At 59.4% G+C, this 12,624-nt stretch carries 10 protein-coding genes; 6 read left to right on the top strand and 4 right to left on the bottom strand.

The features are described 5' to 3' along the window. Window positions 1-40 precede the first annotated feature (40 nt). The 5 genes from ssp4 (at window position 41) to KVG95_RS08355 (ending at window position 8,329) form a co-directional block, all read left to right on the top strand. Window positions 41-958, top strand: coding sequence for an Ssp4 family T6SS effector (gene ssp4, locus KVG95_RS08335; protein WP_217855599.1), 918 nt, complete (start codon window positions 41-43; stop codon window positions 956-958). Beyond that, window positions 958-1,413 (top strand): hypothetical protein, encoded by a 456-nt coding sequence (locus tag KVG95_RS08340; RefSeq protein ID WP_217855601.1) that lies wholly within the window; start codon window positions 958-960, stop codon window positions 1,411-1,413. Before ssp4 ends, KVG95_RS08340 begins: the two co-directional genes overlap by 1 nt. A 175-nt stretch (window positions 1,414-1,588) precedes the next feature. Next, a complete protein-coding gene (locus KVG95_RS08345) occupies window positions 1,589-4,864 on the top strand; it encodes a transglutaminase family protein (protein ID WP_217855603.1) in 3,276 nt (1,091 codons plus the stop codon). 88 nt (window positions 4,865-4,952) lie between these two features. Next, on the top strand, window positions 4,953-7,439 hold the full coding sequence (locus KVG95_RS08350) for a circularly permuted type 2 ATP-grasp protein (RefSeq protein WP_217855605.1): 2,487 nt from the start codon (window positions 4,953-4,955) through the stop codon (window positions 7,437-7,439). Then, a complete protein-coding gene (locus tag KVG95_RS08355) occupies window positions 7,439-8,329 on the top strand; it encodes a transglutaminase family protein (RefSeq protein WP_217855607.1) in 891 nt (296 codons plus the stop codon). Before KVG95_RS08350 ends, KVG95_RS08355 begins: the two co-directional genes overlap by 1 nt. Before the next feature lie 218 nt (window positions 8,330-8,547). On the opposite strand, the gene KVG95_RS08360 is transcribed toward KVG95_RS08355, so the two are convergent. Further along, window positions 8,548-8,736, bottom strand: a complete 189-nt coding sequence (locus tag KVG95_RS08360) for a hypothetical protein (protein WP_007902706.1) — start codon at window positions 8,734-8,736, stop codon at window positions 8,548-8,550. A 68-nt stretch (window positions 8,737-8,804) separates the two neighbouring features. Continuing rightward, window positions 8,805-9,392 carry a cytokinin riboside 5'-monophosphate phosphoribohydrolase gene (locus KVG95_RS08365; protein WP_007902708.1) on the bottom strand — a complete coding sequence of 196 codons (588 nt, stop codon included), beginning with the start codon at window positions 9,390-9,392 and terminating at the stop codon, window positions 8,805-8,807. A gap of 344 nt (window positions 9,393-9,736) precedes the next feature. Here KVG95_RS08365 and azu point away from each other — a divergent pair, with 344 nt between their 5' ends. Beyond that, window positions 9,737-10,183: an azurin gene (gene azu / locus KVG95_RS08370; protein ID WP_217855609.1), complete on the top strand. Its 447-nt coding sequence runs from the start codon at window positions 9,737-9,739 to the stop codon at window positions 10,181-10,183. 185 nt (window positions 10,184-10,368) lie between these two features. Here the strand turns inward: azu and nadE are convergent, their stop codons facing one another. Together nadE and pncB are read right to left on the bottom strand one after the other, a co-directional pair. Continuing rightward, window positions 10,369-11,196, bottom strand: a complete 828-nt coding sequence (gene nadE, locus KVG95_RS08375) for an NAD(+) synthase (RefSeq protein WP_217855612.1) — start codon at window positions 11,194-11,196, stop codon at window positions 10,369-10,371. 4 nt (window positions 11,197-11,200) lie between these two features. After that, window positions 11,201-12,427: a nicotinate phosphoribosyltransferase gene (pncB, locus tag KVG95_RS08380; protein ID WP_217855614.1), complete on the bottom strand. Its 1,227-nt coding sequence runs from the start codon at window positions 12,425-12,427 to the stop codon at window positions 11,201-11,203. Window positions 12,428-12,624 lie beyond the last annotated feature (197 nt).

Genomic DNA, 12,624 nt, shown 5'->3' on the forward strand with positions numbered 1-12,624 from the left:
GCAATAAAGATCTAACCCCCGATCTTCAAGGACGATTCACATGAGCACCCCCTTACCGGGTATCGGCATGGACTACAGCCCCTCCCAGTTCATGGCCCGCCAACGCATCGAAAGCCAGATCAACCTGCCACGCCTGTTCGCCGCCATCGACGCCGATCCCGGAATCGTCGGCGCGGGCGTGGTGTACATCGACGCCGAATTCAACGTAGTGACCCTGCGCGAGTTCAAGCCGATTTGCAGTATCAGGCCCAAGCGAATCATTTTGCGCGAGGCGCAGAAGTACATTGCGCCTGCGCAGTTTGCTGATCAGGTAAAGAACAACTCACGTGAATCTCGTTTAGTGGGGGAGGCAGTCAATACGACATTATCTTGTGCCGGTGCCATTCTGGGCTGGATCGTGGTTTTCAGTGGCACAATTGCAGTTCCGTTTACAGCAGGTGCCAGCTTGGTTGTAACAGCAATTGGAGCAACAGCTGCTGCCGCGAGTACTGCGCAGTGTGTGGTGGGAGGCACGAGGACGTACAACGAACTCAACGACCCATCAGCCAATGATGATATGGACAGCGAGGACTGGTATCGCTATGCAATGCCGGTACTGGATGCTGCATCATTGCTGGGAGCCGGTGCGTCTACTCTAACCACCCTGAGGCTCTTGCAGGCCAGGAAGGTCTCGACCGGCAGGAGTTGGTACGAGCTTTCTAAAGGTCTGACCCGTCAGCAAAGAAAGGCGTTGACCAAAGAATTGTTAACATTAAAAGACCCGAGCCTGACAAATAAACTATTGAAGCTTCGCCAGCGTTCGGGGGCGCTTGCAAAGCGTTATACAGCTACTCAAATCAATCACGCGACGGTCACTCAGATTCGCGACTCTCTGGGGGCGGCCATAGGCTTAACAGGAAGTAGCTTAGCTGGGAACCTCCGAACAATTGCTGTTGGTCTGTATGAGGAGGTTGAGTAATGGATCGCAAGTATTCATTGAACGCTTTCCTTGCTCACTATTTTCCGACCTTTATCTGCGCCTTTTTTCTAGCTTGTTTTGCTCTTTCTGCTTCGATTTCATTAGTCTCAAGTACTTACTTTCGAGGCGATCCTGAACGGGGCAAGTATTCGTTTATTGTGGCGTTGGTGCTGTCTTTGCTCTTGGCGTTGAGCCACTTTGTCATGATCAGGGGGCGGTCCTGGGGTGTGCGGGCCATCGTCGTATTCTATTTGGTGTGTTTCCTCACAGTCCTCCCCACTTATGGTTATAAGCCGCATCCCGTCGCCTATGGGACTGGGTTGTTATTTCCGATGCTGGGTCTGCTACTGCTTAATAGCAAACGCCACCGCGAAATGCGCACCCAACTGGTTGAAATCCGCCGCCAGCGCGAGTTGATCAGGCAAGCTTCCAAGGCATCGCGCACGCAACGTTGATCCGACTCGCTCATCGATCCGCCACATTTATGTGCGCTCCTTCGCGCACGAAAGCGAGCAATGCGCGCTTTTAGTGCTCTACTGCCTTGAGTAACGGAAGAAAGGGTCCGACCTGCCTGCATGGCATAAGTCTTGCGCCGCTTTCGATAACGTCCAGGCTCGCAGGAGGCACGCCGTGTCGATTCATGTCGCATTGCATCACGTCACGCATTACCGCTACGACCGCGCTGTCGAGCTCGGTCCGCAGATCGTTCGCCTGCGCCCGGCTGCCCACAGCCGCACGCGGATACTGTCCTATGCGCTGAAAGTCTCGCCCGAGCAGCATTTCATCAACTGGCAGCAGGACCCCCAAGGCAATTACCTGGCGCGATTGGTGTTCCCGGAGAAAACCGATGAGCTGCGGATCGAGGTCGACTTGCTGGCGGAGATGGCGGTGTTCAATCCGTTCGACTTCTTCCTCGAGCCCTACGCCGAAAAGATCCCTTTCGCCTATGCCGCGGATGAGCGCAAAGAGTTGGCGCCGTACCTGGAAACTTTGCCCCTGACGCCGAAATTCAAGGCCTATCTGGAGGGCATCGATCGCACGCCGTTACCGAGCGTGGATTTCCTGGTCGCGCTCAACCTGCGCCTCAGCGAAGACATCGGCTACCTGATTCGCATGGAACCGGGCGTACAGACCCCGGAACACACCCTCGAGCATGCCTCTGGTTCCTGCCGCGACTCGGCGTGGTTGCTAGTGCAATTGCTGCGCAACCTCGGCCTGGCGGCGCGTTTCGTATCCGGTTACCTGATTCAGTTGACTGCCGATGTCAAAAGCCTCGACGGTCCCTCGGGTACCGAAGTGGACTTCACTGACCTGCACGCCTGGTGCGAGGTCTATTTGCCCGGTGCTGGCTGGATCGGCCTGGACGCGACTTCAGGGCTGTTTGCCGGTGAAGGACACATTCCGTTGGCCTGTAGTCCTGATCCGTCCTCTGCGGCACCGATCAGTGGCTTGGTGGAACCGTGCGAGTGCGAATTCACCCACGAGATGTCGGTCGAGCGGATTTGGGAAGCGCCGCGGGTCACGAAGCCCTACACCGAAGACCAATGGCTGGCGATTCAGGCATTGGGCCGGCAGATCGATGCCGACCTGCTCGAAGGTGACGTGCGCCTGACCATGGGCGGTGAGCCGACTTTCGTTTCCATCGATGACCCGGACGGCGCCGAGTGGAACACTGCGGCGCTCGGGCCGGACAAGCGTCGGCTGTCGGCCGAACTGTTCCAGCGCATGCGCAAGCATTACGCGCCCAAGGGGCTGGTGCATTTCGGTCAGGGTAAGTGGTATCCCGGCGAACAACTGCCGCGCTGGTCGCTGAACTGCTACTGGCGCCGCGACGGCGTACCGATCTGGCACAACAGCGCGCTGATCGCTGATGAGCAGGAAGACTACGGCGCCGATGGCGAACTGGCTGGGCGTTTTCTGGCGAGTGTCGCCGAACGTCTGAAAATTCCGACACGCTTTGTGTTCCCGGCCTACGAAGACAATTTCTATTACCTCTGGCGCGAAGGCGCTTTGCCGCAGAACGTCAGCGCCGAAGACTCACGGCTGGAAGAGCCTTTGGAGCGGGCGCGTCTGCGCAAAGTCTTCAGTCAGGGCCTGGACAAGGTGATCGGTCAGGTCCTGCCGCTGGCGCGCACCGCCAAGGGCGATCAATGGCAGAGCGGTCGCTGGTATCTGCGGGAAGAGCATTGCCGATTGGTACCGGGGGATTCGCCGCTGGGGTATCGTTTGCCACTCGGTTCGCAGCCCTGGGTGAAGGCAGCGGAGTACCCGTTCATTCATCCTGTCGACCCGAATCAGGATTTCCCTGAGCTGCCGGGCACCGACCAGCTACAGAATCACGCTCAACCGCAAACCGCCGACGAGCGTGCGCCAAAGATCGATGAGTCCGCCGACTGGCTGACCCGCACGGCATTCTGCGCCGAAGCGCGAGAAGGCCGGTTGTACCTGTTCATGCCGCCATTGGAGCGGGTCGAGGACTATCTGGAACTGGTCGCCGCCATCGAAGCCACCGCCGAGGAATTGCATTGCCCGGTGTTGCTGGAAGGCTATGAACCGCCGAGTGATCCGCGCCTGAGCAACTTCCGCATTACTCCCGATCCGGGGGTGATCGAGGTCAACGTCCAGCCGTCCGCCACCTGGGATGAGTTGGTGGAGCGCACCGAGTTTCTTTACGAAGAGGCGCGCCAGACTCGACTCACCACCGAGAAGTTCATGATCGACGGCCGGCACACCGGCACCGGCGGCGGCAACCATTTCGTATTGGGTGGCGCGACCCCGGCGGACTCACCGTTTCTGCGCCGTCCCGATCTGCTGCGCAGCCTGATCAGCTACTGGCATAACCATCCGTCCTTGTCCTACCTGTTTTCCGGATTGTTCATCGGTCCGACGTCCCAGGCGCCACGGGTGGATGAAGCGCGCAACGATTCGCTGTATGAACTGGAAATCGCCTTCGCACAGATGCCGAAGCCGGGCGGGGAGTGCCCACCATGGCTGGTGGATCGGTTGCTGCGCAATTTGCTGATCGATGTGACCGGCAACACCCACCGCGCCGAATTTTGCATCGACAAACTCTATTCGCCGGACGGCGCCACCGGGCGCCTCGGGTTACTGGAACTGCGAGCCTTTGAAATGCCGCCCCATGCGCGTATGAGCCTGGCTCAGCAATTGTTGCTGCGAGCGCTGGTGGCGCGGTTCTGGCGTGAGCCTTATGCGCCGCCGAAACTGGCGCGCTGGGGCACAGAGCTGCACGACCGGTTCCTGTTACCGCACTTTATCGAGCAGGATTTCGCCGATGTCATCGTCGACCTCAATGCCGCCGGTTACCCCGTGCGGGCCGAGTGGTTCGCGGCGCATCTGGAGTTCCGTTTTCCCAAGGTCGGCGACTACGCCGTCAGCGGCATCGAACTGGAATTGCGTCAGGCGCTGGAGCCTTGGCATGTACTCGGCGAGGAAGGCGCGGCAGGTGGCACGGTGCGTTACGTGGATTCGTCGCTGGAGCGTTTGCAGGTCAAACTCAGCGGCCTGCCGCCTCAGCGTTATCTGCTGACGTGCAACGGCATACCGGTGCCGTTGCAACCCACGGGGCGGGTCGGTGAGTTCGTCGCTGGCGTTCGCTTTCGCGCCTGGCAACCGGCTAACTGCCTGCAACCGACCATCCCGGTCCACGCGCCGCTGGTGTTCGACTTGCTCGACACCTGGATGGGGCGTTCGCTGGGCGGTTGTCAGTACCACGTCGCTCATCCGGGCGGGCGCAACTACGACAGCCTGCCGGTGAACGCCAATGAGGCCGAGAGCCGGCGAATGGCGCGTTTTTTCCGTCTCGGACACACGCCAGGGAAACTTCCTATACCGAATCTGGAAATTAACGACGAGCTGCCGATGACTCTCGATTTGCGACGTTTCTAAACCGTACGCGACGTTCGGATTTTTCGTATATCCGGGCGTCATGAGCCTGCGTTAGTCTGACCGTTCTTTGCTGTCTGCCGAGCTTTCCATGCCTGACCTGCTTGACCGCTACCCGCTGACCGCGGGCACTTATCACGAACTGCTCGACGACAGCGGCGCCGTGCGCCCGCACTGGCGGCGGCTGTTCGATCAATTGCAACGCAGCACGCCAGCGCAACTGGTGCAGCGTCAGGCGCTGCTGACCCGGCAGATCCAGGAAAACGGCGTGACCTATAACGTCTACGCCGACCCCAAGGGCGCTGACCGGCCGTGGGAGCTGGACCTGCTGCCTCATGTGATTGCCGCCGATGAGTGGGAACAGTTATCGGCCGGGATTGCTCAACGGGCGCGCTTGCTCAATGCTGTGCTGGCGGATTTGTACGGTCCTCAGCGCTTGATCGCCGAAGGCCTGCTGCCGGCTGAGCTGGTGTTCGGTCACAACAACTTCCTCTGGCCCTGTCAGGGCATTTCGCCGCCCGACGGGACCTTTTTGCATCTGTACGCCGTGGATCTGGCGCGCACGCCTGACGGTCGCTGGTGGGTGACGGCGGATCGGACTCAAGCGCCATCCGGTGCCGGTTACGCGCTGGAAAACCGCACCATCGTGTCCCGGGCCTTTCCCGAGCTGTACCGCGATTTGAAGGTGCAGCACTTGGCCGGGTTCTTCCGCACCCTTCAGGAAACGCTCGCCCGTCAGGCGCCGAGCGATGACGAAGCGCCACTGGTGGTGCTGCTGACGCCGGGGCGTTTCAACGAAAGCTATTTTGAACACCTGTATCTGGCTCGCCAGCTCGGTTATCCGTTGGTGGAGGGCGGCGACCTGACCGTCCGGGATGCCACGGTCTACCTGAAAACCTTGAGTGGTCTGCGTCGGGTTCACGCGATCATGCGTCGGCTCGACGATGATTTCTGCGACCCCCTGGAGCTGCGCACCGACTCGGCCCTTGGTGTGCCGGGGTTGCTCGAAGCGGTGCGTCAGGGCCGGGTGCTGGTGGCCAATGCCCTCGGCAGCGGCGTGCTGGAGTCGCCGGGGTTGTTGGGCTTTCTGCCGAAGATCAATCAGTTTCTGTTTGGCGAGGAGCTGATCCTGCCGTCCATCGCGACCTGGTGGTGCGGTGAAGCGCCGGTGCTGGCCCAGGCTTTGGAAAAACTTCCGGAGCTGTTGATCAAACCGGCGTTTCCGTCGCAGAGCTTCGCCCCGGTGTTTGGTCGTGACTTGAGTGAAAAACAGCGTCAAGCCTTGGCTGAGCGCATGCAGGCACGACCTTATGCCTATGTTGCGCAAGAATTGGCGCAACTGTCCCAGGCGCCGATCTGGCAGCCCGAAGGTGGACAGTTGCAACCGCGGGCCATTGGCATGCGCGTGTATGCGGTGGCCAGTCGGGACGGCTATCGAGTACTGCCCGGCGGGCTGACGCGGGTTGCCGCCGAAGCCGACGCCGAAGTGGTGTCGATGCAGCGCGGTGGCGCCAGCAAGGACACTTGGGTGTTGGGCGATCGCCCGCCCAGCGGCGAACAATGGAAAGCCCAGCGCAACATTGGCGTTCACGATCTGGTGCGACGCGATCCGTATCTGCCATCGCGGGTGGTCGAGAACCTGTTCTGGTTCGGCCGTTACTGCGAGCGCTGCGATGACAGCGCGCGGCTGCTGCGCATCATGCTCGCGCGCTATGTCGATGGCGATGACCCGCAAGCGCTGGAGGCTGCAGTCGATCTCGGTGAACGCCTGAATCTGTTGCCGGAGGAGGGCGAGTTGCCAGAGCGATTGCTGGCGGCGCTGCTCGGCGATGATTGGCCGTTCAGCCTGCGCTCCAACCTGCAACGCTTGCAATGGGCGGCGTCGCAAGTACGCGGCAAGCTCTCGCGAGAGAACTGGCAAGCGCTGGTGGAGTTGCAGCGCGAGGCCATGGAACTGGAAACCGAAGAGCCGGATTTCGGCGAGCTGCTGGATTTCCTCAACCGATTGGTGATGTCGCTGGCGGCGCTGTCCGGTTTTGCCCTCGACGACATGACCCGGGACGAAGGCTGGCGTTTCCTGATGATCGGGCGACGGATCGAGCGCCTGCAGTTTCTCAGCGGCAGCCTGGCGGCGTTTCTGCGTGGCGCCGGGACTTTCGATCAGGCCGGGCTGGAATGGCTGCTGGAGCTGGGCAACAGCAGCATCACCTACCGCTCGCGGTACTTGGCGGTGGCGCAATTGATCCCGGTGCTGGACCTGTTGTTGCTCGACGAGCAGAACCCTCACGCGGTGCTGTTCCAGTTGAAGCTGGTGACCCGCACGTTGAAACGCTTGAACGATGACTTTGGGGCGCCGCGTGAAACAGGTTTGCCGCAGTTGGTGGAGCGGCTGGCGCGCTTCGATCTGGGTTGCCTGGAAAACTCACTGTTTGGCGAGGCCAGTGTTCGCGCCGCCATAGAGGGGCTGGCCGATCTGTTGCAGGAGATCGCCGATGCCAGCGGACAAGTATCGGATCGCCTGGCTTTGCGCCATTTCGCCCATGTCGATGATGTCAGCCAACGCACGGTGTCCGTCTGATGAATGCCCATTACCAGATTTTCCACGACACCCATTATCACTATGACAGCCCGGTATCCCTGGCCCAGCAATTGGCGCATCTGTGGCCACGGGCTTGCGTTTGGCAGCGCTGCACCGATCAGCAATTGCAGATCAGTCCCGATCCGACCTCGCGCCGGGATGAGCTGGACGTGTTTGGTAATCCGCTCACCCGATTGGCATTCGAGCGGCCGCACGATGAGTTGCTGGTCAATGCCAGCCTGACGGTCGAAGTACTGGCCCGACCATCATTGGACTTCAATCAATCGCCAGCCTGGGAAGAGACCTGCAACGCACTGACCTACAGCAGTCAACCGCTGTCACCCGAGATACTTGAAGCGTGCCGTTATCGGTTCGAATCGCCTTACGTGCATTTGAAGCGCAACTTCGTCGAGTTCTCGGAAAGTTGCTTTTCTCCTGGCCGGCCATTGCTGCTGGGGGTTCAGGCGTTGATGGAGAAAATCTTCAGCGAATTCACCTTCGACGCCGAAGCGACCCAAGTGGCGACGCCGCTGGTGGAAGTGCTGGAGAGGCGGCGCGGCGTTTGCCAGGACTTTGCGCACTTGATGCTCGCTTGTGTGCGCTCCCGGGGATTAGCGGCGCGGTATATCAGCGGCTATCTGCTAACCCAGCCTCCACCGGGTCAGCCGCGGCTGATCGGCGCCGATGCGTCTCATGCTTGGGTGTCGGTATTTTGCCCGGTGTTGGGTTGGGTGGATTTCGACCCGACCAATAATGTGCAACCGGCGCTGGAGCACATCACCCTGGCCTGGGGGCGGGATTTTTCTGATGTATCACCGTTGCGTGGGGTGATCCTGGGCGGTGGCAGCCACGACCCGGAGGTTCGGGTTACCGTAATGCCGTTGGAGTAACTGAGATCCAGTGTGGGAGCGGGCTTGCTCGCGAAAGCGGCCAGTCAGCCACATAGATGTTGGATGTGCCGCCGCTTTCGCGAGCAAGCCCGCTCCCACAGGGAATGTGCAATTTTTTAGAGAGGGATTTCAGATTGGACTGTGAGGGTCAGCAACATCGTTGCTGACCCTGGACACAGATCCGGTGGGCCTGATCAGATCATCGGGCCCTGAGGGTCTCAGGCGTCGGGCGCCTGATCTTTCGGTGCTTCAGTTTCGTCTGTAGCCACTTCGCCTTCGGTATCCGGGTTCAGTGCTGCTGCTTCTTCTTCAGCTGTAGCTTTCTTGCGCTGAAGCTTTTCCTCTTTCTTCTGCTCCTTGGCCAAGTCTCTCTGACGTTTGGCGAAGGAATAATTAGGTTTAGCCATGGGCGATCCTCTGGGGTCGAAGGTGAGGTTGAGCGGCGCATATTCTGCCCTGTATCGATGCCGAGCCGTTAGCTGGGTTTTTGCTCGGTCCATTTTGGCGGTACCGAGGGTTGCCAGGCGTCCAGTGCGTCGAGCAGGGTTTGCGGCGATTCGCTCATTTGCAGCATGTCACGGTGCGCTTCGCGAACGAAGCCTTCGCCGACGATATGATCAAGAAAAGACGTCAACTTGCTGTAGAAACCGTTTACTTCCAGCAAACCCAGCGGTTTTCCGTGATAGCCGAGCTGGCCCCAGGTCCAGACTTCGAACAGTTCTTCCAGCGTGCCCAGGCCGCCGGGCAGAGCAATGAAGGCATCGCTGAGCTCGGCCATTCGCGCCTTGCGCGCATGCATGCCATCGACCACTTCCAGGCGGGTCAGGCCGCTGTGGCCGATTTCCTTGTCTTTGAGGCTCTGCGGGATGATCCCGATCACTTCACCGCCGGCCGCCAGCGCGGCATCGGCCACAATCCCCATCAGCCCGACGGCGCCGCCGCCATAGACCAGAGTCAGCTTGCGCTCGGCCAATGCTCGCCCCAGGGCGACAGCCGCTTCACGATAGGCCGGGTTAGTGCCAGTGCTGGCACCGCAAAATACACAAACGGACGCTAAAGACATGCCTTACTCCATGGTCATCAGGGCCACAGAGTAAAGGCAGGCTTGCCTCGTTCCAAGGGTTAAACCTCGCGTTCAGGTGTTTCGTAGGTACCGCTGGCACCACAGGCATAAGCGGCGAGCAAACTGCTCAATAAACTGTTGAAAGACATGACAGGCGCTCCAGATGAGAGATGACGGTCCTGATGATAGGGCCGTGCCAGACGTCTGGCTGGTAGATTGTTTCGATGAGTGTCATAGCCTGAAAGTTGTATACAATTTTTGATTCAGGTCATAGGAACTTGCGAAGATTTCAGGCAGTCTTCTGTCCATTAGCACTTTTGTTAACCATGCCTTGGAGATTCACCATGTTTGCCAAACTTGTTGCGGTATCCCTGCTGACACTGGCCAGCAGCCAATTGATGGCTGCGGAATGCAAGGTCACTGTCGACTCCACTGACCAGATGTCCTTCGATACCAAGGACATCACCATCGACAAGAGCTGCAAGACGTTCACCGTGGAACTGAAACATTCTGGCAGCCTGCCGAAAAACGTCATGGGTCATAACTGGGTGCTGAGCAAAGAAGCCGACATGCAGCCGATCGCCACCGACGGCGTGGCGGCAGGTATCGACAAGAACTACCTGAAAGAAGGTGATGCCCGCATCATTGCTCACACCAAAGTCATCGGCGCGAAGGAAACCGACTCGGTGACTTTCGACGTGTCGAAGCTCAATGCTGCTGAAAAGTACGGTTTCTTCTGCTCGTTCCCGGGCCATATCTCGATGATGAAAGGCACTGTTACCCTGAAGTAAGACGGGCTACCGCGTTATCGTTCTTCGCGAGCAAGCCCGCTCCCACATTTGATCTGTATACACCGCAGATCCAGTGTGGGAGCGGGCTTGCTCGTGAATGGGCCTTCAGCATCGACAAATGCTCAAGCCAAAGAAAAGCCCGCTGAGGATCAACTCCTCAGCGGGCTTTTTCGTTCATTCACGGCTCAAGGCGCAAACGGCATCACGCGCTTGTGATGGGTCTTTTTGTATGTGTCGCAGATGATCTTGAATGCTTCCTCACGCACCGGCTCGCCATGCAGGAAGGCGTCGATCTCGGCGTAGGTCACGCCGTGGGACGCTTCGTCCGGTTTGCCCGGCGACAGGTCTTCGAGGTCGGCAGTCGGGATTTTTTCCACCAGCGACTCTGGCGCGCCGAAGCTGCGGGCAATCGCCCGGACCTGATTTTTCACCAGGCCGCTCAGCGGTGCGAGGTCGCAGGCGCCGTCACCGAACTTGGTGAAGAAACCCATCACCGCTTCTGCCGCGTGATCGGTGCCGATCACCAGGCCGTGAGCTGCGCCGGCGATGGTGTATTGCGCGACCATGCGCATCCGCGCCTTGGTGTTGCCCAGCACAAAATCCTTCTGCACCGCCTCCTTACCCTCGAAGGCCGCCACTTCGCTGGCCAGGGATTTGACCGCCGGGCCGATGTTTACGGTGTGGCGCTCATCGGGGGCAATGAAGTCCACTGAGGCCTGGGCATCATGCTCGTCGAACTGGACGCCATAAGGCAGGCGCACGGCGATGAACTTGTAGCTGGCATCACCAGTACGCTCGCGCAGTTCACGCATGGCGCGCTGGGCCAGCAGGCCGGCGGTCAGGGAGTCGACGCCGCCGCTGATGCCCAGCACCAGCGTCTTGAGCCCGGCATTGACCAGGCAGTCCTGAATGAAGGTAATCCGCCGGGCAACTTCAGCCTCGAGGGCGAGTTGGTCCGCGAAGGGCGGTTGGACCTTGAGCTGTTCAGCAATCTCACGCTGTACGGCTTGCATGAATTCACTCCTTGCTAGATGGGCTGGAAATGGCGGCAGGTACTTGGAAAACATGTCGCAAATAGGCGACGAAATTCGGGTCTTTGCAGTGAGTCTTGCCAGGCTCATCAGAAATCTTGGCCACTGGCTGGCCGTTGCAGGCCGTCATTTTAAGCACGATGCTCATCGGTTCGACACCCGGAATATCGCACGTCAGGTTGGTGCCGATGCCGAAGCTGACATTGATCCGACCGCGCAATGCCCGAAAAATCTCCAGAGACTTGGGCAGCGTCAGACTGTCGGAAAACACCAGGGTCTTGCTCATCGGGTCGATGCCAAGCTTGTGATAGTGGGCGATGGCTTTTTCCGCCCACTGCACCGGGTCACCGGAGTCGTGGCGCAAGCCGTCGAAGAGCTTGGCAAAGAACAGGTCGAAATCGTTGAGGAAGGCATCGGAGGTGATGCAGTCGGTCAGAGCGATTCCCAGCAATCCCCGGTATTCACGGACCCAACAGTCGAGGGCGGCAATCTGGCTGTCGATCAGCCGCGGACCGAGTTGCTGGTGCGCCATGATCCATTCGTGGGCCATAGTGCCCAGCGGCTTCATGTCCAGCTCCCGGGACAGGTGCACGTTGCTGGTACCGACGAAGCGACCGGGGAAGTCATGCTTGAGCACGTTCACCACTTCTTCCTGTACACGGTACGAGAAGCGACGGCGGGTGCCGAAATCGGCTACTTGCAACTCGGACAATTCGTCCTCGCTGGCGTTGGCGGTCAGCCAGTCGAACTTGCGATAGAGCTGTTCGCGGGCCTGTTCCAGAATGATTTCCCGGTAGCGATAGCGGTTGCGTACTTCGCTGACCATGGCCAGCAGCGGCACTTCGAACAGAATCACGTGCAGCCACGGCCCGCGCAGACGGATGAATAACTCGCCGTTTTCGATGCCGGTGTGGATATAGCGCAGGTTGAAGCGGAACAGCCCGAGAAAACGCAGGAAATCCGGTTTCAGAAAGCTGATGCGTTCCAGGAAACTCAACTGATCGGCACTCAGGCTCAACTCCGCCAGGCGCTCGATCTGGAAACGGATCTCCGCCAGGTACGGGCGCAGATCCTCACTGTTACGGCAACGAAACTCCCATTCGACTTCCACGTTAGGGTAGTTGTGCAGCACCGCCTGCATCATCGTCAGTTTGTAGAAGTCGGTGTCGAGCAGGTTCTGCACGATGCGATCGGCAAACACACTCTCGCTCATAAGGGGTCTCCAGGCTGGCCGCGGCCCGTGGCAGCGACGTTGCAGCTGTTTCAATGAATGGGGCTAGTGGCGCATATCAGCGGCAGGTATTGCCAGCAATTTTTTAGATCGCAGCAGATCCCTGTGGGAGCGGGCTTGCTCGCGAAAGCGTAATGCCAGTCAACATTGATGTTGAATGTGCCGGCCCCTTCGCGAGC

The organism is Pseudomonas farris (genome assembly GCF_019145235.1).
Classification (GTDB): Bacteria; Pseudomonadota; Gammaproteobacteria; order Pseudomonadales; family Pseudomonadaceae; genus Aquipseudomonas; species Aquipseudomonas farris.